This window comes from Serratia sp. BNK-33-b, assembly GCF_048684565.1.
In the GTDB taxonomy this organism is placed as follows: domain Bacteria; phylum Pseudomonadota; class Gammaproteobacteria; order Enterobacterales; family Enterobacteriaceae; genus Serratia; species Serratia marcescens.
Window position 1 is genome coordinate 2,865,277 of record NZ_JBLQTZ010000001.1, and the last position, 16,476, is coordinate 2,881,752.

Below are 16,476 nucleotides of genomic sequence, written 5' to 3' on the forward strand. Positions count from 1 at the left end.
CGATAATTCGCAGGCAATAAAAAAGGCCGGGCTAACCCGACCTTGTTTGACCGCACGACGCGCTTAGACCAGCTCGATCACATCGAAATTGGCTTCGCCGCTCAGATCGGCGTCGTAGTCAACGCCCTGCAGACCGAAGCCGAACAGGCGCAGGAATTCCGCCTTGTAGCCCTGGTAATCCGTCAGTTCGTTGATGTTGTTGTCGTTCAGCTGCTGCCAGATTTCACGACAGGTTTCCTGCACTTCGTCGCGCAGTTCCCAGTCATCCAGACGCAGACGGTGCTTCTCGTCGGTGTCCGGCGCCGCGCCGCTGTACAGCTTGGTGGCGAACAGACGCTGGATCTGCTCGATGCAGCCTTCGTGAATGCCCTGTTCCTTCATGATTTTGAACACGATGGAGATATACAGCGGCATCACCGGAATGGCGGAGGAAGCCTGAGTCACTACCGACTTGAGCACCGCAACGTAAGCCGCGCCGCCTTTGGCCTGCAGCTTCTGGTTGATGGCGTGCGCCGCGCGATCCAGATCTTCTTTCGCCTTGCCCAGCGTGCCGTGCCAGTAAATTGGCCAGGTCAGATCGGTACCGATGTAGGAGTAAGCGACCGACTGCGCGTTATCCGCCAGCACGCCCGCTTCGTCCAACGCGTCCATCCACAGCTGCCAGTCCTGGCCGCCCATCACCTTCACGGTGTCGGCGATTTCTTGCTCGTTGGCCGGCTCGACCACGGCTTCAACCAGCACGTCTTTGTTGGTGTCCAGCGCAACGGATTTGTACGGCTCGCCGATCGGCTTCAGTGCGGAACGCACCACTTCGCCGGTTTCCGGCATCTTACGCACCGGCGAAGCCAGCGAGTAGACCACCAGGTCAACCTGACCCAGGTCTTTTTTGATCAGATCGATCACGGTCTGACGGCACTCGTTGGAGAATGCGTCGCCGTTGATGCTTTTCGCGTACAGGCCTTCTTCTTTAGCTGCCTTGTCGAAACCGGCGGAGTTGTACCAACCGGCGGAACCGGTTTTACCTTCGCTGCCAGGCTTCTCGAAAAATACGCCGATGGTGGCCGCACCGCTGCCGAAAGCGGCATTGATGCGCGAGGCCAGACCGTAACCGGTGGAAGCACCAATGACCAGCACCTTTTTAGGCCCGTTTTTCAGTTCGCCGCGCGACTTAACGTAGGCGATTTGCTCACGGACGTTGGCTTCACAGCCTGCCGGGTGAGCGGTGGTGCAGATAAAACCACGAATTTTAGGTTTGATAATCATAGTAATTTTTTCTTGGTAGCTAAAAACCGAAGGACAATATACCTGATTTTCTCAATATACTTAAGAAAGTGCGAAAACAAGCGCAGTGAACAGACCAGTCGGAAAGCCTGCCGCCGAGACATGTCATGATGGCAAAGGGATAATCATGGCAGGCCGGGTTGCGATTACCCGGCCAGTCGAGAGTCACGCCTTGTGCTTTTCCAACTGCTCAATCAGCGTGTAACGCAGCGATGAGGCGTCGGCCGGCACGTTCTCCACCGGAGTGACGCGCACTTTCAATCGATACTGATAGCCCGGTTCGAAAGTGAAGCCCTCGATGCCGGTATAGAACAACTCCCACGGCTGCTGCGCAGAACGGCGCACCTGCATGCACTTCATCGGGCCGACGCCCACGCAGTCCACCAGCGCGCTGTTCACCAGCAACACTTCCGTTTGGCCGCCTTTCTCGTTTGCGGGCTGATTCATCGAGGTTCCCTCCTGGCTGCAGCCGGCCAGCGCGGCCAACGCAACAAATAACAACGCTTTAATTTTCAATGTACTGCACCAATAGTCATCCAGGGGCGCCATGCTAACAAATTAACCGGCTCAAGAGAACGGATAGCGATGCGGATCCACACATCCAAAATATCATTCCTCTGTGCCCTATCAGACTGGAAAATATCGCAAAATAAACCCCCTGTTCTTATCCGAACCGGTAATTACCCCCGCTATTTTTTCTGTTAAAAACAGCTGGCTTGCGCAAGCTTTACTGAATTTAACTGAATCGATAAAGAGGGAATTTTATGCAAGAGATCGATACCAAACACTTTCACCTGATCGCCGGCGCCGGTAACTTTGCCGACAACCGCGGCAGCAATGGCCGCGTCAACAACAACGGCGGCAACAAGAACGGGGGCGGGTCATCCAATCAGGGATTCTACGGCAAGCACACCTCGCCGGATTGCGTTAACGGCGTGATCACCGGCTCTCTGGGCGGCCTTGGCGGCCTGGCGGTGGGCGCGCTCAACGGCGGCTGCTTCAAGGAAGGCAGCAAAGGCGGCGGCAACGTCGGCATGGGGAAAGGCGGCAACAAAAACAGCGGCAGCAACTGCAATAACAATAGCAGTAAAGGCGGCAATACCTGTTCGCGCTAAGCGGTTTTAATTAATCAAAGCTCCGGCTGAGCCTCTCCGTTCGGTCGGCGCTTTCCGTATTTTTGGTGATAACCATGTTTAAACTGTTTCGTACCTTATGCCTGCTGCTCGGCTTCTGGATCGCCACCCTGCTGCTCAGCGGCGCGGGGGTCTCCTTTACCCACGGCTATGCCGCGCCTAAAAATCTGTCGCATTTCGTCGTCTCGCTGGTGGTGGTCGGCGCGATCCTGCTGTGGATCCATAAATTGCTGCGGTTCTTTTTTGCCGAGAAATTTGAGAAGAAACCGCGTTAAGCCGTGTTCTCGTTGGGGGCGCCGCCCGCAACGATAAAACCGGCATCGCGAATCGCCGCTTTAACCTGCCTGGCGTCCATCACGGCCGTTTTCACATAGCCAAAAAAGGCCACCCGTGCGCTGGGCAAACGGATTGGCGTCGCCAGTTGAGCCATCAGCTCACGATTGCGCTGCGCCATCAGCTCGGCGCGCGCCTGCCAAAACGCGGCCGGTTCGGAGGGTGCTTCAGTGGCGGTTTCGAACCGAGACGCCAACTCGCTTAGCGCCTCCCACTCCGCCAACAGGGCGGCAACCACTTCAGGATTAGCCACCTGCCCCCAGCCAGGGGGTAAGGCCCCCTCACGCCACGCCTCGAGATAGCCGGGCAACATCATCTTTAATTGACTCAGTTGCTCGTTCACTGCGGGTTACCTTTTATAGCGCCTGATGCCGGGATATTTCCCATAATGACACTCTCGTTAAACCGTTGATGGGAGCAATGGCCGAAGCTTATCAGCGCCATAGATGACGTAATGACTTTTGGTGCGGCTAAATTAGCGATAGGTGCGGGTGGGGAGTGGGGATGGAGGTCGGGTTGGGTTGGGGTGTAATCGCCAGAGCCAAAAGTGTGATTTCCGCTCTGGCGGCCACACTGGCCAAGCATTGAAACATCTCCCCACGTCCGTTATGTTACAACCATAAAAATTTCGAGGGATGGAAGTGAACAACACAGAGATAGTGGAACGGATAGTAAAAGTCATTGTCTCCCCAGAAACAGTTGTGGGGCTGCTTGACGGCGCAATGTCTGTGCCTGTCGATTTTGGCTACCTAGCTCTAGGCATTTTTGACACAAGCAATCGTCGCAAGATGGAAGACGAACGCATTCGCATGATGCGGGCAATAAAGTCCGGTTTAATGAACTATCATCAAGTTATCAGAACGATTAAAATCATTATCGATGCATTCACCGCACACATCCCACAAGAGACGCAAGACAAAATATTTAGGGCCGTAGGCTCCACATCCGCTGGCAGAATGCTTACCACCTCTCTGATTTCATCCAGAATAGTGAATAGCATCATATCAGCAGGTGGTGCAGCCATGATTACCCGAGGTGCTGGCGTTGCTACAAGCTTCACGCTGATGGCTGGCGGAATGATAGAACGAAGCATATACAAATCAATCGGTCTCGAACGTATGCATAGTGCGGTTTACTACAAGCTTAGAAGTGCCGGAAATTTGGACTTTATATACTTTTTAGTTCAACCCTATGTTGATCCATTCATAGAAGCTTTGGCTGTACGTAAAAACCAAGGTGATGCAGAGTTTAATCGATTGCTGAAAAATATTGAGGAAAAAATGAAATGAGAAAAGACAGCATCCATATCCGCATACTCTCTTTTTTCTTTGAATTTTTCTATCAGTTAATCGGGGGAATTGGATTTTTATTGTGTATCTATTTTTTCTTTAGCTTCGACACGATAACTCAGCGCGTCGTTGCCATTTTATCGACAATAGCCATATTTTGTATCATTTGTTGGCTCGGCGACACCCTCATCAAAAAGCTACGAGGTTATTGATGCTATCAGGCCGACGAGTGCCTGCTACGATTCATCAATGGGCCTTCCATGCAGAGAATACCAGCGGATCGCCGAATACGTAGCGCCGGTGTTCAACCGTCGAGTCGTACGGCATATACACCTGGCAGCACGTACCAGCATCACCTCCGGTCGAAACACCTTAGCGTATCTGCCACAGCCTATGGGTAGTTTAGGACTAACGTGGCGTTGCTGGTCACGTTCTGGAAGTATTCATCATGTTCGATTATCGCGTTTAAATCCGTGACTGCTGGCAGGGTCTTATCAGCAACAGGTACCATATCTATCGCCCAGTCACTGCTGAATGCGTACAGAGCGCCGTTAATTATGACTGAGCCGTCGGCTTTCCCTCGCGCAGCTTTTCCATGTGAGCAGCCCACACGTCCGCCGGGCAGTTCGCCGGGGTCACGATGCAAACCTTGCCGTAGCTCAGGCCGGCCAGATCGACATTCACCTCGGTTTTATTCGTGCTCATGTCGATGCCGGTAAGCTGCGCGGCGTTTTTTACGTTCGGCGCGACCTGACCAAATTTTTTATTCGCCAGCGCCAACTGCGCAGATTTATACGACAGCTCCGCCAGGTGGCCGGCGTTGAACGAAACCAACAGCGCAGCGTTATTGCGCAGTTCCTGCACGCGGGCTTTTACATCCGGCCGGCTCATCAGGATTGAGGCTTGCGATTCGGCATTCGTCGGCGCGTAGCCTGCGCAAATCGCGGCCTCTTTCTGTGGCATGCCCTGCGCAATGTTCTGCGCAAATTGTTCATGCTGTGGCTTTAAAAGGCTTGGGCTTTCTTTGCCCTTCCCCTCCTCATCGCCACCAGCAGTTGAAACGCCAGACGTAACGGGCGCGGGATTTTCGGGAATTTGCGCATCTTGCGCACTGCGCATTTTTTTCTGCGCTTTTTTCTCTTTCCCTTGCGCAGGGATTTTTATATGCCGGCGTGCGGTGGCGTAGTTGTAGCCGTTAGCCTCACACCATTCTTTCGGGGAGATTTTGGTTTTGGCGTATTCGGCGAGGAACAGCTTTTGAATGGCTCCCCAATCCTGTTTTGCCATAACGTTCTCCGAGAATAAAAAAAGCCACGGGCAACCATGATCTGAGTGATCGGTGGGTGTCGCCTGTGGCTTTGCTTGCGCATTACGCAGCACCTGGATAGATGCTCTGTGATGGGCAATAAAAAAACCCGCCGAAGCGGGCTCACTCATTGGGAGATTGGGCTGCTCATTTTAAAACGAACGGTAATCTCCAGGTTCTTATATGGTTTATTTTTTTCGAACCGCCACTTTGACATCGCCATAACAAGCGCATTATCGAACAAACCCCGAGGGCTTGACTCTATGATTCTTATCTCACTAATTTTTCCATCTTTATCAACGTCATATTTTACTTTTGCATATCCCTCTATCTTATTGTCATAAGCATAAATTGGGTATACAGGATTAACTCTGGATACAGGCTTCGGTTTAGGCCCTTCAGCTACACAAGCGTTGAGGGAGAAGACCGTTAGTATGGTTACTAAAAACTTGAGCATGACAAAATCCTTTTGACAAAATGTATAGTAGTCGTCCCTCACAAATGATAATGATTTTCAATAACCACGCAATTGTTATTCAATCACTTTAATCTAGTGGTAGCTCGCCGCCAGGCGTTGAGCGTCTCCACCTGGCCGGCGCAGATTAATAAAGCCGTTTGCAGCGCCAGCGCATGGCTGCCAATGTCGCCCCATGTGTCACCCTGCAATGTTGGCACCTCGCAGGGGGTGAACACCGATTCAGGGGGAAACAGCACGAGCGGCGCCGGCGGCGGTGGTGTCCGTTCCGCGCAGGAGGCTAATAACAGCGGAAGGAGCAACACGCCGACTACACTCGTCATTCTTGGTTGCTTCACGATATTTCCTCTGATAGGTTTCGCCCTGCTGGCGAAGCTGCTGTTCTCTTTGTTGCTGTTCTGCCATTAGCGAGCTATTCCGGGCGGCGTTCTTGCGTAATGCTGTTATCAGTGACTGCTGCTGCACCAGCGTCTTTTCCTGCTGCTTAACCTGCTCGCCAGCCTTTACTGCGTTGCTGTGGAAGTAAGACGCCAGCCTGCCGGTGACAATTAGCGCCACCAGCAGCAATCCGATCGCCATCGTGCGAAAGCTGAATGAGGTGTTCATGACAAAAACAACTCGCGTTCTGCTGCACGGCGCACAACCAGACCATCAAGCCGTTTACCTCCAGCATTTACCCACTTACCGAACTCATCGGCAGCGCCTTGCTTGTCGCCGGCATTCAGCTTTTTCAGAAGTGTGGATGTGCTCAGTGACCGCAGGCCAAGGTTATACGCAAAGCTCACAAGTGCATCGAATTGGCTCTGGGTGATTTTTACCTTCACCAGCAGATTAACTCCCTGCTCATACTGCACAACACCGCATTTCAGCAAACGATCGGCAGTGGCCTGAACAATCTGCATGCCGGGGCCGACTTTCTTACCGTCAACTGGCTGCGTCCACCCGTAACCGATCGTCCACACGCCCACCGAATCCTGATAGGCTTTCAGCCGAAGGCCTTCAAAGCGCTTGATCAGCTCAATGCCGCTTTTACTTATCTGCATTCTGATTGCCCCCGCCGAAGCGATTACCCACGTAACCGGACAAAAACGAGCTGAGCTTCTTCACGCCGACAAAGCCAATGAATCCACCGATGCCTACCGTTAAGGCTTTCGGTACGTCGAAGTAATCCAGGGCCGAGTACGTAGTTAGCGCCAGGGCGCCACACATCAAACCTTCGAATATGGTTTCTTTCCAGCTGCTGCCGGCATACGCCATCCGAAGAACGGCCATCACGACAGCCATGACGACGCCACCAATCGGCACGTCACCGCGCCACCAGGCCACAAGAATGTCGCTGAGCTCTGCCCAGTTGTGAGGATTGTTTGGCATCTTCATGACTCCACCTCCCGGCTATCGGGCTGTGCTATTTGTAGGAAAGGATCAGCCACCAGCCGTAAACGCTGCCGGTAAGAGGGTGCCGTGTGTGTCGTCCGTTGGCTGGGGCTGAAATGCAAAAAGCCCCGTATTTAAGGGGCTTGTGTAAATTACTTTGCTTTGAAAAAGCTAGGTTAATCTTGTCCGATTAAAACCGTAATGCTTGGCAATACATAGCCACCATTAGAACCTTCACCAACCGCCTGAATTGAGACTGACTGATTAGGTTCGATGTATGTGTTCCACGAGTTACAAGCAGTTGCTGGCATTGAGCCACCGTCGAGGAAAATCGCGCCTTCTGCTTTCGCTTCAGTTACCCAAGAACCATTGAATACCAACATATGCTTCGCTTTCGATTTACCGCCTGGCGCGATAGCCATCAGAAGCGGCACGCAGACACGACGACGATATGAGACGGCTGGAATATGGAAGGTGTAACCGTTGTCCAAATAGTGAGTTTCAGCAGCTTGCATTAGTATATCTCCTTGAAAAGTAGTTGAAATCGCCATCTATTTGGCGATGTCTAGACTTTACATGGAGGCTCTAACTCTGAGTAATCATTGGGGTCGTGACAGCCTTGGAACAACATTGCCAATTCCGGCGCTACTGCCGAATAGCAAAAAACTCCGCCGAAACAAGGTGTTGAAAGTTGTGTAGTGGCGGGACTCGAACCCGCACTCAGGTTCAGCATTAGCATCATGCTTGCCCTGCCAGCGAACCGGTTGATGCCTTACTCTACCCATCTAACCCGCAAGCGGGAATTGAGTTACACCATAACGGAAAGGGCACTACCTAGACGCCGATAATATATCCATCTGGTACCGGCAATGCTCTTACCTGTTGTGATCAAAAAAGCCTGGCGATTTCCAGATATTTCATTTTCAGCTCAAGGCAATGAGACGCGCTCCCCGCTTGATTTCCATGTAGCTTCTTTCAAAGTGAAATACCTCCAACACACCGAACCAGTCTTTTTTAATAGCCGCCTTACGCAGCGACCGATCATCGCTCCATTGACGCTTAAGCGTTCGAATTTGCCACCAGCGCTTTATGGTGATAACCAATATTAGTCTCGATATAAAGGTGGAAAGTGAGTGAAGTGACAGCATAGTCTTTACTGCGCTGTCCGCTGTCCGCTGTCCGCTGTCCGCTGTCCGCTGTCCGCTGTCCGCTGTCCGCTGTCCGCTGTCCGCTGTCCAGGTGGTGGCGTCTGAACAAAAAATGCAACCTGCATTACGGCGTCATGTTTGGAGCGGTCAGCGGGAATCGAACCCGCATCATCAGCTTGGAAGGCTGAGGTAATAGCCATTATACGATGACCGCATTGGTCCGCCATCGAGGTCTCGAACCCCGGCTCTTACTTCCTGTCACGAAGCAATGCTCTTGCCACGTTGAGCTAATGGCGGTTTGGTGGCCCTTGCAGGGCTTGAACCAGCGACCAATCAGTTATGAGCCGACTGCTCTAACCAACTGAGCTAAATGGCCGAGGCGAGGATGAAATGTTGAGTGGTGGCCGGCGCTTATCTTCGGCTTGTCTCGGAGGACTGCAATTCACCACAACCGGAGAGTATCCTACATCGCCGACAACTACTAGTGAAGTTCACCGATACCCTCTCCGCCGCCCACTTCACAAACCAGAAATAAAAAACCCCACCGAAGCGAGGTTTTGAAAGTTGATAAGCTACGTCACTGCGTAACCACTCTTATCACAATAGCCAGTAAAATTCGTAACGAAAAGCGGAAATCTACGCGACTGCCGAAATTACTGATCTGCTCGTCCATGCATCTATCTCAAGCGTTGCCCCAGTCATAGCCAGACAGCCTTCAATAAAACTTTCCGCCATCATTAGTTTTTGCCGCACACTCCCCTCTGAGATCTTCCAACGACGAGCTATGGCTGACTTGGAAACCCCATAGCGATAATGCAACATGATGACGCCAAGCTCTCTCTCATCGCGTACTTTCTTCAACCTACCGACAGCACCATCGATGATCAGTCCGTCATTATCGCAGCGTGAGGGTTTGCTCTTACGTGTATCAGGCAGCAGTCCTTTAAAACCGGCTGCAATTGGGGAGTAGTCCACTCCGCTGTTGTCCTGCGCCCACTGCCCCCAGCGTTCTAAAACCATCTGTATATCGCGCATTATAATTTTCCTTCCTTTCTCAAAATTTCTTGCGTGCGCATGACGCCTTCGGCGTGCATCAGCCTGGCGTCGTTCGCGTCGATAAGGCGCGTGCGGCGGTCTACTTCATCGTGGCAAGCGCTGCAGGCCCACGCTGCCTGTGTGTCGTCTGGCTTTATTGCCGTGCCGCAGGTGCCAGCCAGCCGGTAATGTGCGGCGACGGTTGTTTCTGGGTTTCGATTACAGATGCCGGGGATCCTGATTTGGCAATCACGGCCGCGGGCCTCGTCTGTCAGTTTGCTCATGCTGCATAATCCAGAAGCTGAGCCGCGGCGTTCTCTGCCTCGGCGATGGTTGGGAAGGATTTGTTTAAGATGAAGGTCCACAGCACGTTAAGCGCTGCCTGGTACAGGTCGTTAAATTCGAGGTAGTCCATTTTTGCGAATGAGATCGATCGCGGCTCGCGCAGGGTCGAACCGTCAGGGAGTTCAAAAAGATCATAATGCCCTGCTTCGACGGTCACCCATCGGCGGAAAGCGTGGAAGGATTTTGCAATCGTCAGCCGTTCGGCGCGCTTCTCCGCCACCAGCTGCAGGTATTCGTCCGCCAGCGCATAGAACACGCCAGCATCGTCAACATGGCGCGCCAGGCGATTGATGTAACGAAATCGGCCGTGTCGGGCGTTGTCGTCGAAAGGTCGCGGAGACAATGCCGCCGTGGTTCTGCCTGGCGATGGATCTCGCGCTGGTCTCCGGCCAACGCCGCGAGGATCTGACACAAATGCGCTTTAGCCATATCGTTGACGGACGCCTGCAGGTTGAACAAGGCAAGACGGAGGGCTTTGCTCTCTCTCCCCCTTGATCTTGAACTGAAATGTATGGGCCTGCGGCTTGGCGCCGTTATCGACCGATGCCGATTGGTCAGCACGACTGACTTCATGATCAGCGCCGGCATCAGGAAAAATAGCCCAGATGGCTCGATCCACCCCGACGGGCTAACGAAAAAATTTGTCGCCGCGCGGAAAGCATCAGGTTTGGAATTTCAGGAAAGCCCGCCGACGTTCCACGAGATCCGAAGCCTGTCCGGCCGCCTGTACGAAAAGCAGAACGACAAGGCATTTGCTCAAAAGCTGCTGGGACATACAACGGAAATGATGACGCTGAAATATCTCAAAACAAGGGGGAAAGAGTACGTGATGCTGTAAAAGACCGAATATCAAAATTCGGACATATTTCGGACATTTTCGGACATTTTCGGACAAACGAAAATAAATCCTTTAAAATCAACAACTCAAAAAAAGACCGAATACGATTCCTTTAGCCGAAAAATAAACTAAAAAACCAATAATATCAATGCATTGAGCGTCATCCATTATTAAAAACCACCGCCAACACTGCCGTTAACCGTCTTTTACATTCAAACAGTTATCAATAATCTCGATTCCATTCGAGAAAAATTCGACAGTCATGACGCATAGCCTCCTGCCTCAAAATTAGATGACCGAGCATCAATAAAAAACACATCCACAAGGTAAACTTTTCACTTACCAGAAACGTGAGGTGTTTTTTATAAACCAAAAAGGTTTACAAAGAATCCTGTTTGTGTAAAACTGCAAACAGTTGATTATTGTCCATCCACAGCACATAAGCATTACCTTAAGGAGTACATAATGGCTCTCACAGAATTCGGCAAAGCCGTACGGAAAGCGAGGATAGATACCGACTATACCCTGTACACAATGGCGCAAGAGCTCGATACAACGCCTGCATTTCTGAGTGCCCTAGAAACCGGAAACAAAAAAATCCCTAAGAAATGGATAGAAGCTATTTCTAAGTTCTTCAAATCTAAAGGATATGACATCCCCAATCTGACAGAGTTGGCGAATGTCTCTAATGATGTAGTTCCGTTAGACGGCCTCTCCCAACAGCAAAAAATGCTCGTTGCTGGATTTGCTAAGTCGTCGTTTACATCTGAACAACTGAAAAGCTTCTTTGAGCTACTGGAACAAATTAACAAAGACGATAATTAAATAAGGATAATGGGCATGTATCAATTACGTGGTGCCAGGGTAGCTCCCATGAAAGAGACTGAAATTGCAAATCGCGCCGTCAATACCTGTATAGCCCTTGGGCTACTGGACAAATGTGGCTCGAGAAAGAAACGGTATGATAAGGCATTCGAGGAGTTGTTCAAATACGGCATCACAGTATCGCCTATGGACGATCGTAGTTGGAAAAATGCAACATACGGCTTAACCATAGGCCATTGTGACCCGAACACCCTTACGATTACTGTCCCAAATCATATTTATGAAATGGCATGTAAAGGTGAAAGAAATGCTCTGCTCGTAATGTTCCACGAGATAGGGCACCTGCTTCTAGGTCATAAGGCACTGCTGCATTTTTCCAATACACAACCGGATCGTTCCGAAGACGCTGAATGGCAAGCAGATTTTTTTGCCGAAGTAATTCTGGAGTATTTAGGGTTTAAAACGGACCAGTTGACGCTGGACTTTTATTGAAAAAGCCCTGTTGACGCAGGGCTTTAGGGGCGAGAAATGTTGACGCATTCCTCGGTGTGTATGGAGGTAACCCCACAGCTACACCTTAATCTTGACGGACGAAGGATAGCTGTTCTCCTGACAAAACGCAATCTGTATGGGTTTACAGGCTGTGTAAAAAAACAGGTGATATCCTATGGCAACTGGTATTTGTCAGAAATGTGGGAACACTTGCGAAATCCTATTCCGCTATTCTGCTTGCATCAATGGCGTTATGCGTTTCGCTAAAAAGGGGCGGCCGTTCCCAATCCCAGCTTGTAACTGCTCTGCACACAAGGCAGTTTGATTAAGGCTGAATTAATTAAAGCCCAGGTTAAATCTGGGCTTTTGCCGATCCCCTATAGCCCTACTAGCCAGTCATCAAATCACCGGCAGATCGTCCCACTCGCACGACCGCATATCATTCACGCAATACGTCACTACACCGAATACCTCGATCCCGTCTTCTGAATCCTCATTGCCAAGTTCAGTTTCCCGGCCCGAGCCGTCCAGGAACTCGAGCGCGCGATAAGGATAAAGTCGCAGTCGCCGCAGCACATGTTCCCCCTCCTGAGCAGATACGATAATGCTACCGTGTACCGGCGTCGCTGACGAGTCGACAACGAGCAATGCGTCAGCGTGTATCCCAACTGCCAGCGCCTGGCCAACCGCGCGCAAGAAATACGTTGCGCTGGGTTTGGATATGCAGATCTCATCAAGGCTTAAGCGCTTCTCGACGTAGTCCGCGGCCGGGCTGGAAAATTTAGGCATCATTCCCATGGTGTTTTTACCTCAAAACAAACTGTACATACATACAGTAAACTAGTAATAATCCCATATGAAGCGGTAATTATCCAACCTCCGGCAAGACGCTGAATTTCCGAAAAAGAAAGTTTTGCGGGAATTGACGTCAATCACACCCCGTTTATATGTTCCCTCTGTTCGTCCACCAGCGAACACGGCGCGGCCTGTTCCCCCCAGGATTTTCAGGCCGCGCCACCCAATGGCAGCCAAGCCCCAAATTATTGTCCGCTCCGCAGGCGTTCACTTTAGGGGCTTTGGTTACCACCCAATGGCGGCACACGCATGATGAACCCTTTGGCAGTCCGAAGATTCAGTGAAAACATGCAGTGTGCCGCAACCCTTCTGTTGACAATCAAATACTCCCTTTTTTAACGTTCAGTTGCTCGCGCGTTCCGAGCACGGCGCGCCGTCACTTACCTCCCAGTAGCAGATGGCGCGCCACCCAATGACGAACTCCGCAACATGCCGCCGAACAGGCGCAAAAGTGATGGGGTGGAGTGTCGTCACCCAACAATGGCGGCACCTGGGTTAACGTAACTCTTCTCGGGGTTCGGATATAAAGGCGACCAGGTGCTGCCACCCCATCGATGGTGACGTCTGAACAAACTGCAGGGTTCTTATTCGTCGTGCCCGACCCGGTCCTGCAGCCCAGACGTTGCCGCCCTATCAATGGCAGCACCTTGATTAACCCTACGGGCAACAGTAACCAGTCGAGTGTTTTACTGTGTTCTTGGTGCTGCCTCCCCTATTGACACTGCTCAACTCCCTTTTTTACTTTCCTGCTGCTTGCATAAGCACGGCGCGGCACTACTGTAAGGATCGGCGGTGCTGCGCCACTCAATGGCAGCGCTTGGTGAGCTCACACAGTTTTATCGCCGTGCCGCATGGCCTGTGTGCACTAAAAGCGTTGCCACCCAACAATGGTGACCTTCAGCTTAACCAGCTAACGGGCGTTGGCACATATCGTGGGCTGAAGGTGACCGCCAAACAATGGCGACGTTCGGTGAATTCGCAAGGCAAATGCGCCGAGTCGTTAACCTCTTGCGCACCGAGCGTTGCCACCCAATGAATAGTGGATAATGACGTGATTCATGAAAAAGTACTTTTCTCGTACACTACGTTGATGCGGGAGGGAATGATCGCCAATGGGCAATATTTACCTGATGCAATGATGTATGGCATTGATCTCAATAAATGCCATACAATCGTAATTACTGCTGGCTTTATCACCGCTATTGACAAATTGAGCTTATATTGGAATGAGATTGATATCAAGTTAAATGATGTGTCAATACTTTCTCCCAGTAATCAGCAAAAAGGCAGTGCCAATATTCTACTTGCTCACCCCGCATCGAAAACTCAACAGGTAGCCATTGTGTCATTTCGCCTGCGAGAAATTAGACTACCGAGCTCAGATTTATATACGGTAGTGGTTTCACTACACGGCAGTGATTCTAACGGCAACAAGGGCAATTTGCTGGACACGAAAGAATGTGGGTTCTTTGTTGTCGGAGAAGATGATAATGGGTGAGGTATTCCAACTAGTACAGAAAACAACCGCAATTGCAAATTACCCCCTCACCTATCATACTACCAAGCAAGGCGGTGGCGGTGGAGGCGATAACATGATTGGAAGAATTCAGAAACTCGAAGATGACGTACAAAGCATGAAAACTGACCTTGCCGTCATAAAGTCAAATTATGCAACAAAAGCAGATGTAAGCGATGCTAAAACGAGCATAATTCTTTGGGTTGTCGGTGCTGTAGTTTTCGCGCAACTAATCCCTGTGATTCCAGAAATCATAAAAATCTTCACTGAATAAGCATTTAACCCGGCCATAGAAACCGGGTTTCTTCATTCGCAACATCCAGAAACCACTTACCCAATTGACACCTCAAATCTCCCATCCATACATTCGCCCTGCTCTTCAAGGGAGTAACGGTGCGGCGCCAGTTCCTTGTTGTCAGTCTGATGCCGCACCACCCACCAAATCAATGGTAATGTTCGGCTTCACTTTCCCAGGGCAGGGGCGTCACTTAGTGTGCCGAGCATTACCACCAAACAATGGCAGTGCCGTGAGTGGGAATTAGGCCTCCCTATGTCCTCATGGTTACTGCCACCCCAAAATAACCGCCTTGATAGCAAGGAAGCTCAGAGATGGGCTTAGGATGTGCTGATTTCATCGTATTGTATGAATAACAACCTCTACGAGCGGTACGACGGCCAGAGCAACGACGCTCACCGCACACAACAAGATCGCCGCGCCAGCGCAGAACCGCAGCCACGGGGTGGATGTGATTGTCATCATCAAACCCTCCTTTGGGTGTATTTTTATATCAAATTTGCTATTCTTCACTCACGGCTCCCACCGTATCAGTTTTGCAAATAAGAAAGCCCCGACTGCTTGCAACAGTTCGGGGCTTTCGCTTTTTGGACGTAAAAAAAACCAGCTCAGGGCTGGCGGTCGGTATCAAACCACAACGTTAGTTATCAGGTTCCTCGGCTCGCCGTTCGGTCCTCTGACAATGTCTTTCAGTTTTCCGGCAATAGTAGCAGGTATGATATTGGCGACCTGGTAGGGAACACCATACTGCGGTGGCCAATCGTCAGTGACGAATATTTTCGCTGGGCAAGCAAGCAACAACGCGTAGTAATCACCCGACAGATGCACGCAGCGACACATGTTTACTGCCGGGATCCCTCCATCTGAATAGCCAGAAAAAACAGCCCACTCGTACTGATCCCCTGTTTTCACTTTAGTCACAAAAATGCAGCCGAATAGGTTTACTCCCCCTGTAGCATCGCCATAAATCATCGCGTCGTTGTAAGTGGTGTATGTTGGCTGTTGATCGTCATTCACCGGAATGGCGTCAATAATGAGCCCTTGCAGTTCCAGGCGCCCCCCTTCTTTAATCCAGAGCGTACTCACGGTAACAGTATGCGTTGTGTCGTTGTAATTGATTTTCGTCTTAATCGTTGGCCTGGCGAGGTCCCTAGCGGCCCACGGTGAATACGCAGGGTTATCCGGGCTTGGCGTCGGTACCTGATCACCATCAATATACGGGTCATCGTAAGGCGTGATGACGCGGGCACAACCGACAATCTCGGCGTCGATATCCAATATGAAAGTCTGACCGGCCTTTAAGTGGATCGTATTGCTTTTGTTCCAAGGGGTGCGCCTTAACGCCTCGTTCAACGTTTTAAGCGGCTTCTCCCGCGAGCCGATGTTGGTGTCGTCTCCCGTCTCCGTGTTGACGTACAAATTGAGCAAGTCGTCAGAGGCGCTGATGCCGTAATATAATCCATCCGCGCGGATCTCCAGCAGGTTACCTTCAGCTTCAGACAGCTTCACGCCCAGCGGGTCCGCTTCTGTCCCTGTGCCGTGCAGCGTTTGGTCATGGGCGATGTTCAGCACATACGGCCCGGCGCAATGCGAGAAATAAAACGCCTGGGCGCCCAGGTGGTCCTTTACCAAAATCGAATAGTCCTGCGTCACGACCAGTTTAACCACCTGGCCACCCACCACCGGATAACCGCCGGCGTTGATATCAATCGGTTGAGCAATCGGCACAAGGGTCAGGTCCTCGTTCTCCTGGTACACGGCGACGCGGTTTTCTTCCGCGGTCGGATCCGTGTCAGGTTTTCCCACATAGATTTTGCCGTTAAACACTGTGTCGAACTGCCGCGGCATCGTGACGAGTTGAATCGGCAACGTGAGCGGAACGTTTGCTTGAGACATTAGATATTCTCCAGATAGTAAAAAACCCAGCGCGTGGGCT

At 51.2% G+C, this 16,476-nt stretch carries 22 protein-coding genes, 3 tRNA genes and 1 pseudogene; 8 read left to right on the top strand and 18 right to left on the bottom strand.

Going from position 1 to position 16,476, the window contains the following annotated elements; translation table 11 throughout:
- Positions 1 to 63 precede the first annotated feature (63 nt).
- Positions 64 to 1,263 (bottom strand): enoyl-ACP reductase FabV, encoded by a 1,200-nt coding sequence (fabV, locus tag ACMGGK_RS13655; protein ID WP_004940952.1) that lies wholly within the window; start codon positions 1,261 to 1,263, stop codon positions 64 to 66.
- 183 nt (positions 1,264 to 1,446) lie between these two features.
- The gene (locus ACMGGK_RS13660) at positions 1,447 to 1,797 is read right to left on the bottom strand and encodes a DUF4377 domain-containing protein (protein WP_049300685.1); all 351 of its coding nucleotides are present in this window, start codon (positions 1,795 to 1,797) and stop codon (positions 1,447 to 1,449) included.
- A gap of 248 nt (positions 1,798 to 2,045) precedes the next feature.
- Here ACMGGK_RS13660 and ACMGGK_RS13665 point away from each other — a divergent pair, with 248 nt between their 5' ends.
- A complete protein-coding gene (locus ACMGGK_RS13665; RefSeq protein WP_420276956.1) occupies positions 2,046 to 2,396 on the top strand; it encodes a hypothetical protein in 351 nt (116 codons plus the stop codon).
- 74 nt (positions 2,397 to 2,470) lie between these two features.
- The gene (locus ACMGGK_RS13670; RefSeq protein ID WP_033640661.1) at positions 2,471 to 2,689 is read left to right on the top strand and encodes a hypothetical protein; all 219 of its coding nucleotides are present in this window, start codon (positions 2,471 to 2,473) and stop codon (positions 2,687 to 2,689) included.
- Here the strand turns inward: ACMGGK_RS13670 and ACMGGK_RS13675 are convergent.
- Positions 2,686 to 3,090: a hypothetical protein gene (locus tag ACMGGK_RS13675; protein WP_143778886.1), complete on the bottom strand. Its 405-nt coding sequence runs from the start codon at positions 3,088 to 3,090 to the stop codon at positions 2,686 to 2,688. The two genes, ACMGGK_RS13670 and ACMGGK_RS13675, sit on opposite strands and share 4 nt — an antisense overlap.
- Positions 3,091 to 3,382: 292 nt before the next feature.
- Here ACMGGK_RS13675 and ACMGGK_RS13680 point away from each other — a divergent pair, with 292 nt between their 5' ends.
- The gene (locus tag ACMGGK_RS13680; protein WP_143778885.1) at positions 3,383 to 4,036 is read left to right on the top strand and encodes a hypothetical protein; all 654 of its coding nucleotides are present in this window, start codon (positions 3,383 to 3,385) and stop codon (positions 4,034 to 4,036) included.
- 555 nt (positions 4,037 to 4,591) lie between these two features.
- Here the strand turns inward: ACMGGK_RS13680 and ACMGGK_RS13685 are convergent.
- From ACMGGK_RS13685 to ACMGGK_RS13745, 13 genes are all read right to left on the bottom strand, one after another.
- Positions 4,592 to 5,323: a terminase small subunit gene (locus ACMGGK_RS13685; protein ID WP_197758073.1), complete on the bottom strand. Its 732-nt coding sequence runs from the start codon at positions 5,321 to 5,323 to the stop codon at positions 4,592 to 4,594.
- A gap of 146 nt (positions 5,324 to 5,469) precedes the next feature.
- The gene (locus ACMGGK_RS13690) at positions 5,470 to 5,799 is read right to left on the bottom strand and encodes a TonB family protein (protein ID WP_143778883.1); all 330 of its coding nucleotides are present in this window, start codon (positions 5,797 to 5,799) and stop codon (positions 5,470 to 5,472) included.
- Between the two features lie 83 nt (positions 5,800 to 5,882).
- Positions 5,883 to 6,140 (bottom strand): Rz1-like lysis system protein LysC, encoded by a 258-nt coding sequence (gene lysC / locus ACMGGK_RS13695; RefSeq protein ID WP_217703789.1) that lies wholly within the window; start codon positions 6,138 to 6,140, stop codon positions 5,883 to 5,885.
- Positions 6,040 to 6,423, bottom strand: coding sequence for a hypothetical protein (locus ACMGGK_RS13700; RefSeq protein ID WP_176063357.1), 384 nt, complete (start codon positions 6,421 to 6,423; stop codon positions 6,040 to 6,042). The genes lysC and ACMGGK_RS13700 overlap by 101 nt, the downstream gene beginning before the upstream one ends.
- A complete protein-coding gene (locus ACMGGK_RS13705; RefSeq protein ID WP_143778882.1) occupies positions 6,420 to 6,860 on the bottom strand; it encodes a lysozyme in 441 nt (146 codons plus the stop codon). Before ACMGGK_RS13705 ends, ACMGGK_RS13700 begins: the two co-directional genes overlap by 4 nt.
- Entirely contained in the window at positions 6,847 to 7,194 is a 348-nt protein-coding gene (locus tag ACMGGK_RS13710; RefSeq protein ID WP_164053910.1) for a phage holin, lambda family, read from the bottom strand. The genes ACMGGK_RS13705 and ACMGGK_RS13710 overlap by 14 nt, the downstream gene beginning before the upstream one ends.
- 173 nt (positions 7,195 to 7,367) lie before the next feature.
- The gene (locus tag ACMGGK_RS13715) at positions 7,368 to 7,706 is read right to left on the bottom strand and encodes a hypothetical protein (RefSeq protein ID WP_143778881.1); all 339 of its coding nucleotides are present in this window, start codon (positions 7,704 to 7,706) and stop codon (positions 7,368 to 7,370) included.
- A gap of 772 nt (positions 7,707 to 8,478) precedes the next feature.
- Positions 8,479 to 8,553, bottom strand: a tRNA-Gly gene (locus ACMGGK_RS13720).
- A 2-nt stretch (positions 8,554 to 8,555) separates the two neighbouring features.
- Positions 8,556 to 8,636: transfer RNA gene (locus ACMGGK_RS13725), tRNA-His, on the bottom strand.
- 2 nt (positions 8,637 to 8,638) lie between these two features.
- A tRNA-Met gene (locus ACMGGK_RS13730) sits at positions 8,639 to 8,715 on the bottom strand.
- A gap of 260 nt (positions 8,716 to 8,975) precedes the next feature.
- On the bottom strand, positions 8,976 to 9,374 hold the full coding sequence (locus ACMGGK_RS13735) for an antiterminator Q family protein (RefSeq protein ID WP_240429832.1): 399 nt from the start codon (positions 9,372 to 9,374) through the stop codon (positions 8,976 to 8,978).
- Positions 9,374 to 9,658 (bottom strand): DUF1364 domain-containing protein, encoded by a 285-nt coding sequence (locus ACMGGK_RS13740; protein WP_060443310.1) that lies wholly within the window; start codon positions 9,656 to 9,658, stop codon positions 9,374 to 9,376. Before ACMGGK_RS13740 ends, ACMGGK_RS13735 begins: the two co-directional genes overlap by 1 nt.
- The gene (locus ACMGGK_RS13745; RefSeq protein ID WP_143778880.1) at positions 9,655 to 10,062 is read right to left on the bottom strand and encodes a DUF1367 family protein; all 408 of its coding nucleotides are present in this window, start codon (positions 10,060 to 10,062) and stop codon (positions 9,655 to 9,657) included. Before ACMGGK_RS13745 ends, ACMGGK_RS13740 begins: the two co-directional genes overlap by 4 nt.
- On the opposite strand from ACMGGK_RS13745, the pseudogene ACMGGK_RS13750 reads away from it, so the two are divergent.
- The 3 genes and pseudogenes from ACMGGK_RS13750 to ACMGGK_RS13760 all read left to right on the top strand — a co-directional run.
- Positions 10,044 to 10,557 (top strand): annotated as a pseudogene (locus tag ACMGGK_RS13750) (tyrosine-type recombinase/integrase); the annotation flags it as partial. The gene ACMGGK_RS13745 and the pseudogene ACMGGK_RS13750 overlap by 19 nt on opposite strands.
- A gap of 465 nt (positions 10,558 to 11,022) precedes the next feature.
- Positions 11,023 to 11,382: a helix-turn-helix domain-containing protein gene (locus ACMGGK_RS13755; protein ID WP_060444367.1), complete on the top strand. Its 360-nt coding sequence runs from the start codon at positions 11,023 to 11,025 to the stop codon at positions 11,380 to 11,382.
- Positions 11,383 to 11,397: 15 nt separating this feature from the next.
- Positions 11,398 to 11,874 (top strand): ImmA/IrrE family metallo-endopeptidase, encoded by a 477-nt coding sequence (locus tag ACMGGK_RS13760; RefSeq protein WP_060444366.1) that lies wholly within the window; start codon positions 11,398 to 11,400, stop codon positions 11,872 to 11,874.
- 399 nt (positions 11,875 to 12,273) lie between these two features.
- Here the strand turns inward: ACMGGK_RS13760 and ACMGGK_RS13765 are convergent, their stop codons facing one another.
- On the bottom strand, positions 12,274 to 12,672 hold the full coding sequence (locus tag ACMGGK_RS13765) for a S24 family peptidase (RefSeq protein WP_420276957.1): 399 nt from the start codon (positions 12,670 to 12,672) through the stop codon (positions 12,274 to 12,276).
- A 1,108-nt stretch (positions 12,673 to 13,780) separates the two neighbouring features.
- Here ACMGGK_RS13765 and ACMGGK_RS13770 point away from each other — a divergent pair.
- On the top strand, positions 13,781 to 14,227 hold the full coding sequence (locus ACMGGK_RS13770; protein ID WP_420276958.1) for a hypothetical protein: 447 nt from the start codon (positions 13,781 to 13,783) through the stop codon (positions 14,225 to 14,227).
- On the top strand, positions 14,220 to 14,519 hold the full coding sequence (locus ACMGGK_RS13775; RefSeq protein ID WP_420276959.1) for a hypothetical protein: 300 nt from the start codon (positions 14,220 to 14,222) through the stop codon (positions 14,517 to 14,519). Before ACMGGK_RS13770 ends, ACMGGK_RS13775 begins: the two co-directional genes overlap by 8 nt.
- Before the next feature lie 648 nt (positions 14,520 to 15,167).
- Here ACMGGK_RS13775 and ACMGGK_RS13780 read toward each other — a convergent pair.
- Positions 15,168 to 16,436 (bottom strand): phage tailspike protein, encoded by a 1,269-nt coding sequence (locus ACMGGK_RS13780; RefSeq protein WP_420276960.1) that lies wholly within the window; start codon positions 16,434 to 16,436, stop codon positions 15,168 to 15,170.
- Positions 16,437 to 16,476 lie beyond the last annotated feature (40 nt).

Coding starts and splice junctions, on each gene's coding strand:
- ACMGGK_RS13690 (WP_143778883.1), bottom strand. CDS start 5,799: ATGCTCAAGTTTTTAGTAACCATACTAACGGTCTTCTCCCTCAACGCT.
- ACMGGK_RS13700 (WP_176063357.1), bottom strand. CDS start 6,423: ATGAACACCTCATTCAGCTTTCGCACGATGGCGATCGGATTGCTGCTG.
- ACMGGK_RS13710 (WP_164053910.1), bottom strand. CDS start 7,194: ATGAAGATGCCAAACAATCCTCACAACTGGGCAGAGCTCAGCGACATT.
- ACMGGK_RS13665 (WP_420276956.1), top strand. CDS start 2,046: ATGCAAGAGATCGATACCAAACACTTTCACCTGATCGCCGGCGCCGGT.
- fabV (WP_004940952.1), bottom strand. CDS start 1,263: ATGATTATCAAACCTAAAATTCGTGGTTTTATCTGCACCACCGCTCAC.
- ACMGGK_RS13765 (WP_420276957.1), bottom strand. CDS start 12,672: ATGGGAATGATGCCTAAATTTTCCAGCCCGGCCGCGGACTACGTCGAG.
- ACMGGK_RS13670 (WP_033640661.1), top strand. CDS start 2,471: ATGTTTAAACTGTTTCGTACCTTATGCCTGCTGCTCGGCTTCTGGATC.
- ACMGGK_RS13780 (WP_420276960.1), bottom strand. CDS start 16,436: ATGTCTCAAGCAAACGTTCCGCTCACGTTGCCGATTCAACTCGTCACG.
- ACMGGK_RS13705 (WP_143778882.1), bottom strand. CDS start 6,860: ATGCAGATAAGTAAAAGCGGCATTGAGCTGATCAAGCGCTTTGAAGGC.
- ACMGGK_RS13685 (WP_197758073.1), bottom strand. CDS start 5,323: ATGGCAAAACAGGATTGGGGAGCCATTCAAAAGCTGTTCCTCGCCGAA.
- ACMGGK_RS13715 (WP_143778881.1), bottom strand. CDS start 7,706: ATGCAAGCTGCTGAAACTCACTATTTGGACAACGGTTACACCTTCCAT.
- ACMGGK_RS13735 (WP_240429832.1), bottom strand. CDS start 9,374: ATGCGCGATATACAGATGGTTTTAGAACGCTGGGGGCAGTGGGCGCAG.
- ACMGGK_RS13775 (WP_420276959.1), top strand. CDS start 14,220: ATGGGTGAGGTATTCCAACTAGTACAGAAAACAACCGCAATTGCAAAT.
- ACMGGK_RS13680 (WP_143778885.1), top strand. CDS start 3,383: ATGGAAGTGAACAACACAGAGATAGTGGAACGGATAGTAAAAGTCATT.
- ACMGGK_RS13740 (WP_060443310.1), bottom strand. CDS start 9,658: ATGAGCAAACTGACAGACGAGGCCCGCGGCCGTGATTGCCAAATCAGG.
- ACMGGK_RS13760 (WP_060444366.1), top strand. CDS start 11,398: ATGTATCAATTACGTGGTGCCAGGGTAGCTCCCATGAAAGAGACTGAA.
- ACMGGK_RS13755 (WP_060444367.1), top strand. CDS start 11,023: ATGGCTCTCACAGAATTCGGCAAAGCCGTACGGAAAGCGAGGATAGAT.
- lysC (WP_217703789.1), bottom strand. CDS start 6,140: ATGACGAGTGTAGTCGGCGTGTTGCTCCTTCCGCTGTTATTAGCCTCC.